The sequence below is a fragment of the Prevotella sp. oral taxon 475 genome (assembly GCF_018127805.1).
Classification (GTDB): Bacteria; Bacteroidota; Bacteroidia; order Bacteroidales; family Bacteroidaceae; genus Prevotella.
Window position 1 is genome coordinate 1143951 of sequence record NZ_CP072334.1, and the last position, 19419, is coordinate 1163369.

16 protein-coding genes and 2 tRNA genes are annotated in these 19419 nt (G+C 46.1%); 4 read left to right on the plus strand and 14 right to left on the minus strand.

The features are described 5' to 3' along the window. Positions 1–62: 62 nt before the first annotated feature. The 6 genes from J5A66_RS04435 to J5A66_RS04460 form a co-directional block, all read right to left on the minus strand. Positions 63–641: a hypothetical protein gene (locus tag J5A66_RS04435; RefSeq protein WP_371742877.1), complete on the minus strand. Its 579-nt coding sequence runs from the start codon at positions 639–641 to the stop codon at positions 63–65. A gap of 104 nt (positions 642–745) precedes the next feature. Continuing rightward, on the minus strand, positions 746–1672 hold the full coding sequence (locus J5A66_RS04440; protein ID WP_211791267.1) for a relaxase/mobilization nuclease domain-containing protein: 927 nt from the start codon (positions 1670–1672) through the stop codon (positions 746–748). Further along, positions 1669–2016, minus strand: a complete 348-nt coding sequence (gene mobC / locus J5A66_RS04445; RefSeq protein ID WP_211791268.1) for a plasmid mobilization relaxosome protein MobC — start codon at positions 2014–2016, stop codon at positions 1669–1671. The genes J5A66_RS04440 and mobC overlap by 4 nt, the downstream gene beginning before the upstream one ends. Positions 2017–2118: 102 nt before the next feature. After that, positions 2119–3009 (minus strand): CHC2 zinc finger domain-containing protein, encoded by an 891-nt coding sequence (locus J5A66_RS04450; protein WP_211791269.1) that lies wholly within the window; start codon positions 3007–3009, stop codon positions 2119–2121. A 182-nt stretch (positions 3010–3191) separates the two neighbouring features. Next, the gene (locus J5A66_RS04455) at positions 3192–4244 is read right to left on the minus strand and encodes an AAA family ATPase (RefSeq protein ID WP_211791270.1); all 1053 of its coding nucleotides are present in this window, start codon (positions 4242–4244) and stop codon (positions 3192–3194) included. Beyond that, the gene (locus J5A66_RS04460) at positions 4241–4549 is read right to left on the minus strand and encodes a DUF3853 family protein (RefSeq protein WP_211791271.1); all 309 of its coding nucleotides are present in this window, start codon (positions 4547–4549) and stop codon (positions 4241–4243) included. Before J5A66_RS04460 ends, J5A66_RS04455 begins: the two co-directional genes overlap by 4 nt. Before the next feature lie 340 nt (positions 4550–4889). On the opposite strand from J5A66_RS04460, the gene J5A66_RS04465 reads away from it, so the two are divergent. Both J5A66_RS04465 and J5A66_RS04470 read left to right on the plus strand, forming a co-directional pair. After that, on the plus strand, positions 4890–6140 hold the full coding sequence (locus J5A66_RS04465; protein WP_211791272.1) for a DUF262 domain-containing protein: 1251 nt from the start codon (positions 4890–4892) through the stop codon (positions 6138–6140). Beyond that, positions 6130–6894, plus strand: a complete 765-nt coding sequence (locus J5A66_RS04470; protein WP_211791273.1) for a hypothetical protein — start codon at positions 6130–6132, stop codon at positions 6892–6894. The genes J5A66_RS04465 and J5A66_RS04470 overlap by 11 nt, the downstream gene beginning before the upstream one ends. Positions 6895–7033: 139 nt before the next feature. Here J5A66_RS04470 and J5A66_RS04475 read toward each other — a convergent pair. Together J5A66_RS04475 and J5A66_RS04480 are read right to left on the minus strand one after the other, a co-directional pair. Continuing rightward, positions 7034–7118: transfer RNA gene (locus tag J5A66_RS04475), tRNA-Ser, on the minus strand. 605 nt (positions 7119–7723) lie between these two features. Further along, entirely contained in the window at positions 7724–7873 is a 150-nt protein-coding gene (locus J5A66_RS04480) for a hypothetical protein (protein WP_211791274.1), read from the minus strand. Between the two features lie 99 nt (positions 7874–7972). Here J5A66_RS04480 and J5A66_RS04485 point away from each other — a divergent pair, with 99 nt between their 5' ends. Next, the gene (locus J5A66_RS04485; RefSeq protein ID WP_211791275.1) at positions 7973–8164 is read left to right on the plus strand and encodes a hypothetical protein; all 192 of its coding nucleotides are present in this window, start codon (positions 7973–7975) and stop codon (positions 8162–8164) included. 124 nt (positions 8165–8288) lie between these two features. Here J5A66_RS04485 and J5A66_RS04490 read toward each other — a convergent pair whose 3' ends face one another. After that, positions 8289–9656 (minus strand): lipoprotein 17-related variable surface protein, encoded by a 1368-nt coding sequence (locus J5A66_RS04490; RefSeq protein WP_211791276.1) that lies wholly within the window; start codon positions 9654–9656, stop codon positions 8289–8291. A gap of 298 nt (positions 9657–9954) precedes the next feature. Further along, positions 9955–10042 (minus strand) — tRNA-Ser (locus J5A66_RS04495). A 275-nt stretch (positions 10043–10317) separates the two neighbouring features. On the opposite strand from J5A66_RS04495, the gene J5A66_RS04500 reads away from it, so the two are divergent. Next, the gene (locus J5A66_RS04500; RefSeq protein ID WP_211791277.1) at positions 10318–11775 is read left to right on the plus strand and encodes a Do family serine endopeptidase; all 1458 of its coding nucleotides are present in this window, start codon (positions 10318–10320) and stop codon (positions 11773–11775) included. Between the two features lie 197 nt (positions 11776–11972). On the opposite strand, the gene J5A66_RS04505 is transcribed toward J5A66_RS04500, so the two are convergent. The 4 genes from J5A66_RS04505 to J5A66_RS04520 form a co-directional block, all read right to left on the minus strand. Further along, positions 11973–13670, minus strand: coding sequence for a putative transporter (locus tag J5A66_RS04505; protein ID WP_211791278.1), 1698 nt, complete (start codon positions 13668–13670; stop codon positions 11973–11975). A 766-nt stretch (positions 13671–14436) separates the two neighbouring features. Continuing rightward, positions 14437–15906: an NADH-quinone oxidoreductase subunit N gene (locus J5A66_RS04510; protein ID WP_211791279.1), complete on the minus strand. Its 1470-nt coding sequence runs from the start codon at positions 15904–15906 to the stop codon at positions 14437–14439. A 12-nt stretch (positions 15907–15918) separates the two neighbouring features. After that, positions 15919–17424, minus strand: a complete 1506-nt coding sequence (locus J5A66_RS04515; protein ID WP_211791280.1) for a NuoM family protein — start codon at positions 17422–17424, stop codon at positions 15919–15921. Between the two features lie 34 nt (positions 17425–17458). Continuing rightward, complete coding sequence (locus J5A66_RS04520; RefSeq protein WP_211791281.1) at positions 17459–19417, minus strand: NADH-quinone oxidoreductase subunit L; 1959 nt, start codon at positions 19415–19417, stop codon at positions 17459–17461. Positions 19418–19419: the final 2 nt, after the last annotated feature.

Consider the following 19419-nt stretch of genomic DNA (forward strand, 5'->3'; position numbering starts at 1 on the left):
AGACAAAAGATTTTAATAAAAGTTATATACAAGAGGAATTAAACTTAGAACTCTCCAATATTTTACTTAGGAAGAAAGTGTATTTTTAATTCTTCTTGTTCTTCTTTGATACGCTTCTGTTGCAATAACAACTCGGCTTGTCTTTGCAAGGCTTGTTCATAATCAATGACCTTCTTCTTCAACAGGTGAATAGCTTTGGGATTGCGATGTGTGATAAATATGCTGTCAAGATGTGCGAAGTCTGAAGCGGTAGCTTTGCCCTGCATACGCAGATAGCGATAACGTAAGTCGTAATCGGAGGCTGTTTGCAGTTTGTTGGCTCCCATACCGAAGAACCAGCAACTCACCATGACCAGCCCACAAACCAATAAGAGTAGCATACGCTCGGCTAATTGCACGCTTGCAAATAGCGAGTAGTTCTTATATTCTACAGGCTTTTGTTGCTTGCTGATGAGCTGGTGCAAGGCTTCAAACTTTGGGGCGAGTTTCTTACTCGACTCAGATAGTGCCTCCAAAACAAAAAGTTGATGTTCTTTGATTTTGGCTTGAGTTTCTTTCGAGAGATGGATTTGCACGGTTTCTTGCGTTTTAAAGCTATCCCCCTTTGGATTAGATAGCTGTTCAGCAATAGTAGTGCGCAGTTCTGCTTATACCATACTGATGACTTTGCACTCTTGTTTGAGTTCTTCGAGCATATCGAGAACAGGTGCTATTTCGTTATTCATACTGTATAAATTTGATGTGATTAAATTCTACGTTTGCGATTAGCTTTATTGCGGAGTTTCTTTTGAAATCGAAGTTCATCAACATCTACGCCATTACTTGATGTAGGCATAGAAAACACTTCACTAATTGCTTCGGATAGGTCGGTAATGAAATAGCTTTCATCTACAGAATGTACCATAGGCTCGTTTTGTTGATGAATTTGCTCTTGTTTGTGAGTATTTCGTTCTAACGCTGCATTGAGGCGCGAGAAAGAACAGGAGCGGTCTATCTTTGAGCCGCTGAAACTGCATCCGTCTTTTTCAAAGATGATCCCCTGAACAACATCGGTATTACCTTTTGTTTTGAAACGAGTGGTAATACCATGTCGCTCTAACCCTGTAACAAAATTTTTCAAAGTCTGAGATTGAGGAAATATAGACTTAATGGTATCGAATATCTCGTATCGTAATTTATCCTCACCTCTCAATCGTGAGCGGTTTACCTCTTGCTTTCCTTTGCCAATGGTTAGATCATAACGCTCAGTCAGTTCTCTACAAGTCTTCGGTGAACGATACTTTTCATTGCGGTCGCTGATAGTCTTGCCATTATTGCCGATACGGTTGATACAAATATGTAAGTGAGGATGCTGGCGGTCGCTGTGCCTTACGATAAGGCTCTGTGTGTCGCCATAGCCCATTTCATGAAGATATTCGTTGGCAATCTTCACCATTGTTGCCTCTGTCAGTCGTTCTGAATCATGTGCTGAGAATGAGAGTATGGTATGACAAACTGGTTTATGTACATTCGGACGCATAGAGGCTTGCAAGTTGAAATCGTGTGCAATGTCATTTGGTAAGGAACAGCGTACACCAATGGCTTGTAAAACCTTGACTTTACCTTCGCGTTTGCTGAGCATATAATTGACAACTCCACTGAAGTTTGTTCCTTTAATAATCTTGGCTATCATGGTTTCAATCGTTTCATGAGTTCGTGAATAAGTTGTTTCAGCGCATTCAATTCTTCATTGAGTGTAGAGATGCCGAAAGCATTGAGTCGATGGGTAATTTGGTTAAGATTGTTAGCCATGCCAGAAACTGTACGGATGAGTTGCATTTCCTCTGGCTTGATTCGACTCTTTACTTCTGCATTTGTAATGAGTAGCCGTAAAAACTCTGTTCGTGAAATAGAGGCTTCACGTGCTTTTCCCAACAAGGTGTAGTACTCCATTGTATTAAGCCGAAGAAGCACTTGATATTTCCGTTTCTCTGATAATGTCTTGGTGGGTCGTCCACTTTTATTCTTTTGTTCCATTTTTTATTTTTTTGATGAGACCAACGGGATTTTCACCTCCCATAGGTGGGAGCAAGTAGGTTTTGAGATACTCGAAACACAAACTTGCTTCTCTGATAAACACTATCTTCTGATACCACGCTTCGTGGTTGGTAACGAAGGTTGACTTTCTTGCACTTTAGATTGAGCAACGAGCCATTCGTTGAGATCTTTGTGAGTTCGATAGCGAACAGAACCATCTATGATAGATGGGCAAAACTGTTTCAAAACTTCAAACGTTTTTCGTCCTGCATCATCATTGTCCAGAAAACTCTCAACTTGCTTGTAGCCTTTTATCTTCTCTTGAATACGTGGTAAAAGAGCCAGAGAATTGAGAACAATAGCATCACAAGTTGAGGATGGATTTAGTGTTTGCCACGAGAGAAAATCCATGAAGCCCTCAAAGATTTGCAAATGGTCTGTACCCTTACTGACAGTTGTAATGGCTTTCGGAGCTATACAACCTTTAAAATAAGGACTACGGATTTCCCATCCGCCAGCATCGTTTGCAAATCCTATGGCATAGTATGTCCGATTAGTATTATTGTAATGAACTTCAGAGCAGAAACTATTAGCGATACTGATAGGTATTCCACGCTCTGCAATGTAATGTATCAAATAAGGATTGGTAAGTGATTGCACAGATATGATTTCTAATTTGTGCTTAGAGGTATTTCTTTCACCGCCAAAAGAAAAATCTTGATACAGTATTTGTTTTGAACCGGTTAGAAGCTCAATGGCTTTGTTCATGGTACAATGCTGTAAAGCAAGCACAAGGTCAATAATATCTCCATGTCCACCAGTTCCAAAGTCATACCATTGGTTACGCTCTGTATTTACTTTGAATGATGGTGTACTTTCGTTGCGTAGCGGAGAGCAGTACCAAAAGTGAATACCTTGTACTCGTGCAGGTGAATAACCCTGTTGCTGCAAATAATCTGTGATAGAGATTTGCTTGATATTTTGTATTTCCATTGTGATTTTGTTTTGATGTTTGAAATGAATAACTCTCTGCCTTTTTCTTTTGGAGGCTGAAGGTCTTAGGATTGGTCGGATGGTCGTACACTATAGGCACACCGTTACGTCCGACCAAGTTTGTTTCTCTTTGGTCGGATTGGTTCAGGGATATATAGCCTGTGTCCGACCGACCAAAGGTTTTATTGTAGAGAATTATGGCTGAGCCGATATTTTCCTCGTTCTTCCTTAACCACTATGCCTTTGTTGAGCAAGAATTGCAAAAGCTCCTTGAGTTTTGTTTGCCCATAGGATAGCCCCACAATCTTAGCATAAGCCTCTTTGAGAGCTACGATAAGTTTACTATATGGCAAAATCTCGCTTGTTGAGAATACTTGTTCCAACGCTTTTCGATGTTCGCTAGTACTTAACTCTTGATAGGAGAAGCGATGTTGCTTTCGCTCATTGTCCGAATATGAGAGGTCTATTTGGGGAATACAAATCTCATCTTCAGCCTCTTGGAGCCTAAAGGCAAACTTTTCAAAAGGCTTGGAGCGGATGATGGAGGGTGCAACAATACTACGTTCAGGCATGGTGTTATCCTTTGTAATTTGCAGGAAAGTCTCTGCCTTGTTGTTGAGTTCTGTACCGATATGCCCTCGTGCGTTATCGTCGCCCTTATTGAGGTGAAGCACAGTTTGTATATGGATATTCTGTTCACTTGTCCACTGCATTAGATCACCTACCAACTTGGTTGCTTCCGTTGAGTTGTTGATGTCGAGCATCAAATCACGAATACCATCAATGACTACCAAGCCCACGTTGGGCGTATTGTAGATGGCATAGCGAATGATTTCTCTGCGTTCATTAGGGTCAGCAATGGCTCTGAGGTGACTGAATTTTAAATTCTGCGGTTCCTTGTCTATCGGTAGTTTTGCCAATTTCAAAATACGTTGCATCACAAGTTGACAATGATAAGGGCTTTGTTCTGTGTCAAAGTAAAGAATATTGCGTTTACTTTCAGGAAATGATGCTTTGTATTCCAGCACCTGTCCATTGATAAGAGCTGCTGCAACGATGGCACTCACGTTGAAAGTCTTCTTGGCTTTCGCCTTACCTGTCGATACACTGAAGTTACCCAGTGTGCCAATGATGGCTTCACCTGCTTGCAGCACAACTGGAGGAAGCGCAAACTCATCCGTTACATGAATGAGCGACTTTTGCCAAATGTTTTCATAATCAGTTGTATTCATCATCGTCCTCCTGTCTTTCGTCCTGCCAGTTCGAGAGCAAAGTCAGCATCAACAATAATCTTGCGCCCTACTTGTGTAATGGCACGATTGATTTTACCACTCTGCTTGATACGGTTAGCGGTAGGCAGGCTACACCCAAAGAGGCGTGCAATGCCAGCCAAACCATACACATATCGCTTTTCTTCTTTGGAGGAAGAAGTCTTTGTTGATTCCCTGCTTGTAGATATATTACTGTGTTGTGCAAGGAAGAGTAATTCCTCGCCCGTCATCTGCCACACAGGCTTGCCCAATAATTCGTTTATTGTCATAATTCAATTGTTTTGAAATGAATAACTCGCCCTTGCGCATAGGGTATTTAGTCAGCTCTGACGATACAAAAGTATCAGCAAATTTGCAGTCTGTGAAAGGGTAAGGAGGTTGCAGGAAATACAGGGAAAAGACAGGAAATCATAACCCCTCATCTCACCACCCTCAACGCGCAATTTCGTACAAAAAGAGGCTCGCAGAGCATCACTGTCCCCGAGCCTCTCACCATATTTCGCCCTCTCCGAGTCCCAAATCTTCGTTTTCTGTATTAAATAGGGAAATCCCTTCGCCTCTCTGCTAATAACTTTGTATCTTTGTAAAACCATATTAAATTGTATTTTTATGATAGGAAATCGAACTTACTATGGAGAGTATTCTCTTGAACGCTGGATAGAGTTGGTAGTCAAGGGAAATATAGTTCTACCCGAGTATCAAAGACATTTTGTCTGGGATCAGAAAGACCTTAAGCGTCTAATTAAATCACTCCATGAAGGACAGTTTGTTCAGCCTGTAACTATAGGGTTGTATAACAAGGGCAACAAGGAGAAAATCAATTTACTCTTAGATGGACAACAGCGTCTCTCTTCCATCTTATTAGCCTATCTAGGCTATTTCCCTAAAAAAGAAATGTTCGAAACACCAAATCAGGAGATCGCAATAGAGGATGATAGTGCTTTCGATGAAGCAGGTGATAATCAGAATACGGAGATAAAGTCTATAAAATGGACTATAAGGGAATTATACGATAAAGAGAAATCGCTAGAAGAGCTTCGAGCAGAGTTATCATCAAATTCTCGTTATGAGAAACTTGATTTGGGATTACAATTAGAAGAAGATTTTTGGAAGGAAACATTCATCGGGTTTTCTTTTATCGTCCCTGATATGGCTGAAGTGTCTGATGTGCAGACGTTTTATACCCATTTATTTCGTAATATGAACTACTATGGGAGAAAGTTATCTGCTTCAGAGAGCCGTAAATCTCTATATTATCAAGATTCTAGACTCACCAATTATTTCGAAGGGAAAACAGAACAAGGAGACGATGTGTTGTGTGATCTCAAAGTAAAACAAGATTTTAAACCTAGGCAAATCGATTTTATTCGCTATCTATCCATGCTATCTCAAAAGAAGGTAGGGAAGACGGTTATGATGGGCTACTCTGCCTACAATAGCCGTGAAAACTACTATGCAGACTATGTTGCTTATCTTTTAGGGTTAGAGCAAGAAGAACGCGAAGACAAGTTTGACGGTTTTGATTTCTCTGCTATCTTCCCTGACTATGTTATCAGAGATCGATATAACAAGTTAAGGGAAGGAGTAGAACAAATCAAACAGTATATTCATCAGGATTATGATGGGGCATTCAAATCTTGGATTGATGCAGATTTATGGCTATTGGGGTTAATTTATTATGTCGTGTTTGAGGGGAAGGATTTATCTCTGGAAGGAAACAAAGGTGAGGATCTAAGGCAAGCAATAAGCGAAGAGATAGATTCTAAAAATGAAGCCTACCAAAAAAGAAGTAATGCTCTAGGACACATAAGAGAGCGTATTAACAAGTCCATTGAAATATATAATGATTATGTATCATAATATTCATTCCGACTTTATACTAGCACCTATCCTAGAAGTTTTTGCTGATGGAGTAAACGCCTGCAAGGGAGTTGGAGACGGTATAGAAACACAGCCTTTGAGTGAATATGTTCTATCTTCCCTTTTCCTCAAAGCAACAGGAGCACAAGAGCAAAAACTCAAATGTATTTGTTGGGAGATTGCAACTCATGATTATGATTTCCGCTACCAATTTGTGCGAGGAGATTTTCAATTAGGTGAATATTCAGATTATAAATCAAAGAATAAGATTTGTTCTTATTTGCAAGAGCAAATAACGAAGCTAAAGAAAGAAGAGCCATATACGATAGCCGAAGATACAAGAAAAGCCATAATTGCTCAGGCTATTTCAGATATAGAGACTCTCTTTGAGAATACAAATATTTCGATCTGGGGGGCAAGAAATTTCGCTATGTATAAGGACTGCGTTAAAAATAGATTAGAACTTGCTCAAATCCTAGCAAGTTATCCTAAGAAAAAATATTATTTGAGCCTTTTTGAAAGTACTCTTCAAAAAGATTATGATGAGATAGTATACAGACATCGTAACCGTTTAGCCCATAATACAACATCATATCAGCGACACCTCCCTACATTGGAAACATTAGCTGCGAAAGAATCTGGAAGGTATAATTATTTCTATCGATATACTCTGTTGGTTTTGATAGATCTTATCCTTATCTCTCTATACAGAGAGTATAGAGAGAGTTTGAAGTCCTATTCTGTACATCCATAGAGTAATGATATTAAAGATTGGGTAGAAGCCACTCCATCCAAGACTTGTAGTCTTGGATGGAGATTTTTATTACTCGCAAGCTTTTTGGGTGTAATAAAGGGTGTAAATCACGTAATTCGTTGATTTACACCCTTATCTGCGGAGAGAGAGGGATTCGAACCCCCGGTACCTCTCGGTACGGCAGTTTTCAAGACTGCTGTAATCGACCACTCTACCATCTCTCCTTACCATGAATCTTATACAAGATTTGTATCCTAAATCGGTGCAAAGGTAAGACTTTTTTCTTCCATAACCAAATTTATATGGTTTTTTAATGGGAATAAGGAAATTTCTAGATGGGCTCTTTGTCTTCACACCTTATTTCCTTTAGTTCTTGCATCGAACTTTCTTAGCTTTCGACATACATTTTTTAGTTTTTCTATGTCATTTGTGCGAGTTATCTTGTAAAAAACAGACATATTTTTATTGTTACTTTAAGGCGATATAAATACTTTGCCAATAGCATTTAAACTCCATGTTCGGATACGATAAAGAATAACACAATGGAGGGTGATCTTTCCACAAGGTCGCCTTTTAATAACCAAATAAAAATATTAGTCTTTTGCCGAGATAATTGTACTAATTCCATGATTACTTATAGGTATTACCAAAAAAAATGCTTGTAAAAGCTTACGATTGTACCGCGTTGTTCGGGGCGTCGTATCTCGAATGAGGGTAAATATCATCGTTGTTGTTCCTCATTAAGTTGACATTTTTATCGGAATCTTGAATTGTTTCTCGGCTAGATCGGTCACTATTTCTAAGGCTTCTACGTGGATTTTGCTGCGTTCTACAGTTTTTTGAGTTGGTGATTCTCGTGCTGTAGACGAAGATTTTCTTCGCGGAGTTGGTCTTCTGTACTGGGCATGGTGTGCTCTTCTAAGTGGGGATGGAGGTTGGCTAAGTCTGAAATACCATAGTGCGCAAACCATAAATTCAAACTCGAGGTCGTTATGCCATGAAGCGCGCTAAAGGTAGACTTGTTCTTTCCACTACAAAATACGCTTTTAAAAGCGACAAACGTTCTAAGTTACTAAAATTGCAGACGAAACCCGCCATCGCGGAGAAAGACTTTTCGCCTGCAAAGAATATCGTGGGCAGTCGCCTGAACTTTCAACCCGAAACAAACTGGACGGCTGCCGATCGCACCTGTAAAAAACCGTTTATCCAAGGTGTGGAGGTGAAGATGATTGCAGAGAAGGAGGATGCGAAGAAGAGACCAAAGCAGTAGAAAGATAAGAATTAAAAAAATGAAAGGGTGAAAAGATGCCGACGCCACACGGGGCAGGTATGCTTTTCACCCTTCCTGTTTGCTGTTTTTATAGAATGCCGCTCGGACGTAGTGGGAATGTCTTTCAGGGTTGTAGTAAATGCACCGTTAGTGGCAACTCTACGCCCTGTACAGACGTTTCGTTGACGGCATTGAGTTTCAACTTCATTTTAAGGAAGTAGCCCTGCTTTTGTGCTTCAATCACTTCGAACCTCGGGCTTTCGAAATACAGGTCGAGCACAGAGCCGTCTCCCGATGTGGGCTTCCAAACGGTAACGATCGAGCTTCCGCTTCCCGTGCTTACTTTCTGCGGCAACAAGTCGATGAGCTTTCCGTCTCGCCGTATGCCCATCTGCACCTTTTCTATCCATGCCTGCACGGGAACAGTGCTCATCTGTGAAAGTTTGTCGCCGTCGGGCGCGTTTCTGAACACTTTTCCCAGATGTTTGCCCACCTCGGTACTGCCTGCCAGCTGCAAATCTTTGTTTAAGTCGGCAAGAGACTTGAAGCCGTCTATAATCACTCCGAATTCTGCCAGTTCGGTTTCTCTGCCATCATTTGTCGTGAGTTTGATGGTGATGAGCATCGAGTTGTCGTTGTCGTCTCTTACTTTATGAACGACGCGGGGGACAAAACGTGTGCGGTCGTATTTCAATAGCCCTGCGTAGAAGACATCAACATTTTCGTATACGCCGCGCATATAGAGTGAGCGGACGGCATCACGATTGAGAGATACCTGTTTTTGGTAATATATGTTTTTATCGAACAACAACGAAGGTGCTCCGTTAGCACCACTGCCCATGTTGCCTTTGATGCCGTTGTAGGTAAGAATGAATGAGAGTGTTCCCTCGTGGCGGTTCGACGGTGTGTATTTGATGTCGCTGACGACAGTCTTGGCAATATCTTCGGGGGTAAAGGTGTAATGATGTTTCCCGTCGGGCGTAGAAGATGTGAAGTTGATGAAATGAGAGAGGTATTCGGTAGTGAATTTGTCGGTATTGCCGAGTCGATAGAGCGTGTCGAAGTCGAAATCTTTCTGATAGTCCATATCGCTTTTCCACGTTGCTACCACCCGTTTAGCCATAGCACCATCGGCAGGCTTGGGGGCAAAGCCTTCGAAAGTTACCGTTTGTTTGAAGGGTTTTCCAGAGATACTGCCTTTGATAGTTACGGTGAGCGTTCCCGTCTGTTCGTTGCGGTTTGTTTCATCGACGGCCGTTACAGTGAGTGTTTTACCGTCGATGGTCTTTTCGCCGCTCGTAGCTTTAAGTTTTTGTAATGCCTGATAGACAGTGAGACTTTTGTTTAGTTCGAAGTATTTGAAGAGTTGCTCTTTTTTCACCTCTTGTGTCTCAGTCTGCTCGGAGGGCTGTTTCCCACCGGTAGCGGGTTCCTCGCTACTGCATGCCGCCAGTGTTGCACACAGGGTAATCATCAATAATGCTTTTTTCATTTTCTCATTTTTTGTTTGTTAATTACTGAATACATTTTTCTCTTCGCCTTTTGCAAAAAAACGACAGACAACTTTTGTAAAGAACGTACTTTTGTCTTGTCGCGTGCAAAATTAACGATTCCTGTTGACATTTCTTGCACTGATGATGGATATATTGCTGCAGGTATGATTAAGAAAAAATGTTGGAAGCTGACTAACTGCTCCCAATATTGACATCTGATAAGATTGGGGTACAAAGAAGTTTTCGGGTATAATAAAAGGCGTAAATCATAAACTTGACGATTTACACCCTTGTTTGCGGAGAGAGGGGGATTCGAACCCCCGAAACGCTTTAGGCGTTTACAAGCTTTCCAGGCGTGCCTCTTCAACCACTCGAGCACCTCTCCTTTTGAAATTCTGCATGCAAAAGTAATATCTTTTTTTGAGTTATGCAAGAAGGGGAGGAAACAAAAACATTTTTATCAGTCGAGAAACAGAGGATGAACTGTGTGTATTTGTAAAAAACAATCGGGGCCTTTTTAATGGGCGTTAAGAGGGTAAATGCTTCTGTTAAATAGGGATAAAGAAAGGATTTGCCGGGAGCGTATTACATTTTTTGCCTCTAATTTTGCAGCCTGAATGCTAAGATTGGCAACGTATAACATTAATCATAAAGAAAGCAATGAAAAAGTATTCGCAGTATTTTGTTGGCGGACTATGCGCACTGGCTGTGGCGTTTTCTGCCGGAACTTTTATGAAGGTGAATGCGGCGACTGTGCCGGCTCAGCCTGTGGATTTGACGTATGCCGCTGAGAAGGCTCTCCCGGCGGTGGTTCATATTCGGTATGTACAGAACTCGAAAGTGAAGACGGTGGATGTGCAGAGCGATCCGTTCGGCGACTTCTTTGCCGATCCGTTTGGGTTCTTTGGCAATCCCGGTCAGGGAAATGGAGGAACACAGAAACGACAAGTGCAAACGCCGAAGCGCGAGGCTACCGGGTCGGGGGTGATTATCTCGGCTGACGGATATATCGTGACCAATAACCATGTGGTGGAGGGAGCCGATCAGCTCACGGTGACGCTGAATGATAACCGTGAATTTTCGGCACGCATCGTGGGCACGGATAAGAATACTGACCTGGCCCTCATCAAAATCGACGGACGAAATCTACCTACGCTACCCATTGGCGATTCGGATAAACTGAAGGTCGGCGAGTGGGTGCTGGCTGTGGGTAATCCGTTCAATTTCACGTCGACGGTTACGGCGGGCATCGTCAGTGCCAAGGCGCGCTCACTGGGAGCGAATGGTGTAGAATCGTTCATTCAGACCGATGCTGCCATCAATCAAGGTAACTCGGGCGGTGCGCTGGTCAACACGTCGGGCGAGCTGGTAGGCATCAACGCCATGCTTTACTCGCAGACGGGCTCGTACAGTGGTTATGGCTTTGCTATTCCTACAACGATTATGAACAAGGTGGTGGCCGACATCAAGCAGTATGGTAATGTACAGCGAGCCTTCTTGGGCATTCAGGGGCAGGACGTGAGGATATATCTCGATCAGCAGAAAGATCAAGGAAAGGAACTCGACTTGGGTACCAACGAAGGTATTTATGTGGCGAAGGTAGACGACGACGGAGCCGGAGCTGCTGCCGGACTGAAGGCGGGTGACGTCATCACGGCTCTCGATGGTAAGCGACTTAAGAAGATGGCTGAATTGCAGGAGCATATCGCCTCGAAACGACCGGGCGATAAGATGTCGATTACCTATCTCCACAACAAGAAGCAGAACACCAGTACCGTAACGCTCAAAAATGCACAGGGCAACACGCAGGTGGTGAAGACGGCCGACCTCGACATCCTCGGTGCGAACTTCAAGGAAGTTTCCGCTGCACAGAAGAATCAGCTCGGCATTACGCACGGCCTGGAGGTGATCAAGGTGAATGCAGGTGCGCTCAAAGAGGCAGGCATCGCAAAGGGATTCATCATTCAGAAGGCCAACGACCAGCCCATCAAGACGCTCGACGAGCTGCAAAAGGCTGTTAAGGAGGCTTCTACCAGCAAAGATCCCGTGCTCTATATCCAGGGTGTTTATCCTACGGGAAAGAAGGCCTATTTTGCTGTGGTACTGAGCGGTAATTGAGGAAGGAGGAGTAGGGGAGTAAAGGGAGTACATCTCTCATCTGTATTTCCTTTTATGACGCCCTCCTCCCACGACTGATATACTTCTAAAGAAATCATCGATTTTTATAGCTTCGGTCAACCCGAACTATAAAAATCGATGATTTCTTTGTTTGGTACTCCCTGCTCAAGAGTATTCCGTTTCTTACAGAAAGAGGATTATCCGCAGAAGAAGAGGACGATGAGCTGTGCCGTGAAGATGCGGAGGAACATGCTTAGGGGATAGACTGTGGAATAGCCGATGCCGGGAGCCTCGCGCGAGCAGATCTGGTTGGCATAGGCCAGGGCGGGAGGATCGGTACAGGTTCCGGCAAGCATTCCCATGATGGTGAAATAATTGAACTTGTAGACCATGCGGGCGATCGTACCGATGATGAGAATGGGAATCACGGTGATGAGGAAACCGGTGTAGACGTATTTGATGCCATCGCCCTGCACGACGGTGTCCCAGAATCCGGATCCGGCCTTGATACCTACGCTGGCCAGGAAGAGAGCCAAGCCGATTTCGCGCAGCATGAGATTGGCCGAGGTCGTGGTGTAGGTGACGAGTTTGAAGCGATAGCCGAACCTACCGATGAGGATGGCGATGACGAGCGGACCACCAGCGATACCCAGTTTCAGAGCCGCCGGGATGCCGTGAATGGTGACGGGGATGCTACCGAAAAGAATGCCGAGGATGATACCGATGAAGATGGTGGCGATGTTGGGAGCATCGAGTCGCTTCATGGAGTTGCCCAGGAGGTCGGCCACGCGGTTCACGCGGTCTTCGGGTCCAACGACCACCACGCGGTCGCCGATTTGGAAGCGGTGGTTTCTACTGGCAAAGAATTCCATTCCCTGGCGTGTGATGCGTGTGATGTTCACGCCGTAGACGCTGGAGAAATGCATCTCGCCGAGCAGCTTACCGTTGATCGAGGGACGCGTCACGATGATGCGTTTCGACACCATCGGCTGGGCCTCGTCTTCGTAGGTCCATTCGTCTTTCAATTCCTCACCGATAAAGGCCTGTACGGCTTCAGCGTCGCCTTCGGCGCAGACAACGAGCACTTCGTCGCCCAGGGAGAAGACGGTGTCGGTCTGCGGAATGGTCATCTTCCCCTCGTGCAGCAGTCGGGTGCAAACCATGTCACGGTTGAGGAACTCGGAAATCTGCCCCAGTGTTCGCCCGGCCAAATACGAGTTGTTCACTCGTAGGTGCATGATGTAGGGCTTGGCGTGTGGATTGTCTTCCTCTTCCACGGCCAGTTGATGTTCTTCTTCCTGCAAATCCACCCTGCAAATATATCGCACGGCAATCGTGGCTCCGATGATGCCCAGTACGCCTAAGGGATAGGCGCAGGCATAACCCGAGGCAATCTGCGGTAGTCCGTCGGGGAAGGAGCTCGACAGACTCGTCAGGGCCTCGTTGGCCGCACCTAGTCCGGGCGTGTTGGTAATGGCCCCATAGAGCGTGCCCACCATCATCGGCAGGTTGTTGGCATTGCTCGTGTCGAAGAAGATGAAATAGCAGGCAAACATCACCAGGATGTTGAGCAGAATCATCGACGTGGAGAGCAGATTGAGCTTGATGCCGCCCTTGCGGAAGCTTTCGAAGAAGCCCGGCCCCACTTGTAAGCCGATGCAGAATACAAAGAGAATCAGCCCAAAATCCTGCATGAAGGTGAGGATGTTCGTGGGGGCTGTGAAGTGGATGTGGCCGGCCAGGATGCCGACAAACAAAACGAAGGTGACACCCAGCGAGATGCCACCAATCTTGACTTTGCCGAGCAACACACCGCCGGCAATGACGATGGCGTAAAGCAGTGCGATGTGCGCCACCGAATCGTCTGTGCTAAATAGATTGATTAACCAGTCCATAAGATATTTAGTAATTCGGTGCAAAAATAGCCATTTTTTTGCAGATAAACTGGGAAACGGGCTCGAAATGTACGTGCTCTGTCTGCGTTCGCAATGCTTTCCGATCTCTTTCGGTGGATTCTTGTTTTGTGCGTGATGGCTTCCCGATGCGCAGGAGATGACCTCCCGTCTGTCGGGAGATGACTTCTTGATGGGTGGGTGATGATCTCCCGATATGTGGGAGATGACTTCCCGATATGTGGGTGATGATCTGCGGTGAGGTCGCTGAGCTGTTCTGTCGCACTTTTTGGGATCTCCGTAGCCTTACTGTAGGGTACAGTGACGTCATTTTTGTCTCCGCGGCCTTACTGTAGGGTACAGTGACACCATTTTTGTCTCCGCGGCCTTACTGTAGGGTACGGTAGCCTCATTTTTGTCTCAGTTGGCGGTTTTGTAGGGTACAGTGACGTCATTTTTGTCTCCGCGGCCTTACTGTAGGGTACAGTAGCCCCATTTTTGTCTCAGTTGGCGGTTTTGTAGGGTACAGTGACGTCATTTTTGTCTCCGCGGCCTTACTGTAGGGTACAGTAGCCTCATTTTTGTCTCAATTGGCAGTTTTGTAGGGTACAGCGCAGGAGTTTTTCAGCAATGCCCGGAAGAGGATATTTCCGCAAGTACAGAACGGAACTAAAGAAAATACGCGGGACTTCTGTATGTGCAGAAGTCCCGCGTATAGGGGGAGAAGTCCTACGTTCCGCTATACAGCGGAGAACTTGGAAAGGGAGGTTTACAAGGCGGCAAAAATCCAATCGTACACGTAGCTGCACACACCGAAGAGTGCAACGCCTAAGGTGCAGATGGCCAACGCCAAGCGCGTGTTGCAGTCGCTTTTGAAGGCTGGCAACGGGTTTTCGCTCTTGTTGATGTACATCGCCTTAACGATGAGCAAGTAATAGTAAAGGCTGATAACGGTGTTAATCAAGGCGATGAACACAATGGCGTAAGCCCAAGCACTGCCTTGTTCTAAGGCGGCCATGAAGACGAAGAACTTGCTAAACATACCTGCGAAAGGCGGAATGCCACCAAGCGAGAAGAGAGCTAGCGTCATGAGGAAGGCCAACTTGGGGTTGGTGGAATAAAGTCCGTTGTAGGCATCCATATCGGTTACACCGTTGTTGCGCTCTTCGATGGCACTGATGATGGTGAACACGCTCATGTTGGCCACCACATACACCAATATATAATAGGTGAGAGCGGTTACGCCCATGCCCGAGTCGCCCATCACTGCCAGCATGATATATCCTGCTTGCGAAATTGAACTGAACGCCATGAAACGTTTAAGTTCGGTTTGGCGTATGGCGAAAAAGTTGGCAATGGTGATGCTCAACACAATGACAATGCCGAGAAGATATTGCCATTGGTCTATCAGCGAACCGAAAACGCGCATCAAGATGGTGCAGAGCGTGAAGGCTGCGGCACCCTTGGACACGACGGAGAGGTAGCCTGTGATGGTTGTTGGCGCACCTTGATAGGTGTCGGCTGTCCAGAAATGGAAGGGCACAAGCGAAATCTTAAAGCCCAATCCGCTGAAGAAGAACACCATTCCCATAACCGTCATGGGTGTGGCAGATAGGTTTTGAGCCACTTCGTTGAAGTAAAGCGAACCTGCATCGGCATAGACAAAGGTGAGACCATAGAGCATCACACCGCTAGAGAAGGTTGCGGTGAGGATGAACTTGGCACCAGCTTCGGCCGAATGGTGGCGATATTTGTCGAACGCCACCAAGCAAGCCATGGGCACAGAGGCCATTTCGAGCCCTAAGAAGAAGAGCAAGAAGTGGTCGGCACTTACCATCATGTTCATTCCAAGCAGTGTGGAGATGATGAGCATATAGAACTCGCCTTCCTTAAAAGTGCTGTCGGGACGCGATAGCCACGTGCGTGCCTGTATGAAAACGATGAGCGTTCCGAAGGCAAGGATGGTTTTCAACACGCCAGTCATGGGCGTGGTGGCATACATTCCGCCAAAGGCTGTGGCCGGTTCGGTGGGACAACAGTTCAGAAGAATATGTATCAGCATGAATGCGCACACCAAAGGATTGAACCAAGGACGTGGCGAAGGTGCCGTCTTTTCGTTGGTTATCACGATGGGGGCCTTATGAGCTGTGGCGAAATCAATGATAAAGACAATCACCAACATGGCCATCAAGGTAACCTCGGGCATCATGTGGAAAAACTGACTATAATCTAAATTCATTGTAGGAAGCGTTTAAAGTGATGCTATTGCGGTTACGTTGTTGATATGGTCGATAATCGGGCCCAGCGTGTCGCTGATGATGTTGCTTGCCCAAAGCGGTGCAAGGCCAAGGCCTGCAACGCAGAAGATGAGGCAGCCAACGGCGAAACGTTCGTCCCAAGTGGCATCGGTGAGTTGCTCGTAATGGGGGTCGGCAACCTTGCCAAAGAGTATCTTACCCACAACACGCAGGATGTAGACCGCCGTGATAACGATTGCCGTACAGGCGATGATGGTGGCCGTGCGGTGGAATACGTCGTTGTTTTGGAACGAACCAACAAAGATGGTCATTTCGGCAACGAAGCCCGAGAAGCCTGGCAAACCTAAGTTGGCCAAACCAGCAATGACATAACCCACACTAAGGAAGGGCATAATCTTCATCAATCCGCCCAACTGACGGATGTCGCGGGTGTGTGTACGGCCATAGATCATACCGATAAGGGCAAAGAAAAGGGCCGTCATCAATCCGTGTGAGAGCATCTGCAAGATAGCTCCTGTGCACGAAGTCTGCGTCATCATGAGCAAAGCGAAGAGCACCAAGCCACAGTGCGACACCGAAGAGTAGGCATTAATGTACTTCAAGTCGGTTTGTACGCAGGCCGAGAAGGCACCATATACCACCGAAATGGTGGTGAGGATGATGAAAATCCACGATAACTGATGAGCTGCTTCGGGCAAAAGCACAATGGCAATGCGGAAACATCCATAGCCTCCAAGCTTCATCAGTACGCCCGCATGAAGCATAGACACGGCCGTAGGAGCCGATGCGTGACCGTCGGGCGACCATGTGTGGAAGGGGAAGAGCGCGCCAAGCACACCGAATCCGATGAATACGAAGGGGAAAAGCACCTTTTGTACGCTCTCGGGAATGTTGTGTAGGGCTTGCAATTCGAGAATGTTCATCGTGGTTGCACCACTGAAGAAATAGATGCCGATGATGCCGATGATGAGCAAAGCCGAACCTCCCATAAGCATGAGGGTTAGCTTCATGGCCGAATATTCTTTCTTTCCGCTACCCCAAACGCCAATAAGCAAGTACATGGGGATAAGTGCCACCTCGTAAAACATGAACATGGTGAAGAGGTCTATCGAGATGAAGAAACCATAAACACCAATGCTAAGCAGGGTGAACCATAAGAAATACTCTTTGGTTAGTGGCTTTAGCTGCCACGAGGCGAATGTTCCGGTGAATACGATGATGCTCGAAAGGAGGAGCATCACCACCGAAATACCGTCGACGCCCACGGCGTAGGCTATGTTAAGGGGCTTGAACCAATCCACGGTGTATTGAAACAGCATGGCATCGGTGTTGCCTGCATCGCGCATTTGAAGGAAAGCGATGGTGAGCCAAACCGAAAGTGCCAGCAAGCACGATGAGCCGACAACCATCACACCGCGCACTTGATTGAGGTTGCGAGAGAGCCAAAGGCCCAGCAACATCAGCACGGGGATAACTACGAATAATGTTAGTATACTCATTTTTGTTTTTCTTTTATCTGGTTGTTACCTCATATTACAACATATATAGCAAAACCAAGGTAAGGGCAACGGCTCCGGAGAGGAACCAAATGGCGTAATGACGCACGTCGCCGCTTTGCCAAGGGCGTATGCTTTCGCCTGCTTCGTTGGAACTCCAAGCCAAGAAGTCGAACGTACCGTCGATAACATGGCGGTCGAACCATGCGATGGGCTTGGATATAAGACGGAAGATGATGCGATGGGTAACGTATTGCCAAATCTCGTCCATATAGAAACGCTTGTAAGCTGCACGATGAAGTGTGGGGAACGTCTTGGCCAACTTGTCGGCAAAAGGCGTTTCGGCCTTCTTGTACATCAGCGTTGCCGCCACGATTGCGATAACGGCCAAGCCCACGCTAGTGCCTGCAACGGCCCAATTGATGTGGGTATGGAATCCTATGCCGTTGGCTGAAACGAGTTCGCCGAAAGGCAAGAAACCGCAAGTTACCGTGATTATAGACAGGAATATCAAGGGGAAAGTCATCGTGAGCGGTGCCTCGTGTGGCTTGTGCGCTCCTTCGTTGATGTGCGTTTCGTAGTAGCTCTTGCCCCAGAATATCACGTAATAGAGTCGGAACATATAGAAGGCCGTCATCATGGCGATGCCGCTCATCACTGCGCCCATAAGCGGACTGAAGTTGTAGCAAGCCACAAGGATCTCGTCTTTTGAGAAGAAGCCTGAGAAAGGTGGTATGCCAGCGATGGCGAGGCATGAAATGAGGAACGTCCAGTGAGTGATGGGCATGTATTTGCGTAGTCCACCCATGTATTCTTTCTCGTTCGAGTGCACAGCATGTATGATACAGCCTGCGCCTAGGAAGAGGCAAGCCTTGAACATAGCGTGTGTGAAGAGGTGGAACATACCAGCCATGTAGCCCAGACCTTGTACATCGGCATATTCTTCGGTCATTGCCACGGCGCCTGTTGCAGGATCGGGCAGGCAAACGCCAAGTGCCACGAGCATGAAACCTATCTGCGAGATGGTAGAGAAGGCCAAAACACGCTTGATGTCACTTTGTACGCAAGCCACAGCAGCGGCATAGAAGGCCGTGAAGGCTGCGATGTAGGCAATCCAATGCAATTGTTCGGGAGCGAACTGAACGAAGATGGGGAACAGGCTAGCCACAAGGAACACACCAGCAACAACCATCGTGGCTGCGTGGATAAGTGCCGATACGGGCGTAGGACCTTCCATTGCGTCGGGCAACCAAATGTGCAAGGGGAACATGGCACTCTTACCAGCACCGCCGATGAACATGAAGAACAGGGCGATGGGCATCATTACAGCTGCACCAGCCACTTGCTCGTGGAGCGAAGGCATGGCATTGAGGTCGTAGTTGAACGTTCCGACGTAGAAGCTGTAAATCAAAATGCCGATAAGGAAGAATAAGTCGGCAAATCGGGTTACGATGAACGCCTTCTTCGATGCGGCAACGGCAGCCCCTTCGGGATAGTAGAATCCGATAAGAAGATAGGACGATACGCCCACAAGCTCCCAAAATAGGTACATCTGGAAAATGTTCGTGGCCACAACCAGGCCTAACATCGACATGGTGAAGAGCGAAAGGAAGGCGTAATAACGTTGAAAACCCTTTTCGCCGTGCATGTAACCGAACGAATAGATGTGTACCATGAGGCTCACGGTGGTGATAACCACCAGCATCATCACCGAGATGGGGGTGAGGCGGAAGCCCAAGTTGAACGTCAGCAGTTCGGAAAACTTCAACCATGAGAAGTTAAACGCCGTAACGTGAGGGTAAAGTCCGTCGGCTCCACGGCCTTGTCCGATGAAGTATTCGTATGCCGTATAGATGGAAAGGCAAAAGATTGTGCCCAGAACCACCGTTCCGATGGAACCTGCCACCTTGTGCGGCATCTTCATGCCTAATAGTCCTAGCACGAGGAACGATAGCGCAGGCAGAAGAAGTATCAAAAATACAAAATTGTATTCCATTG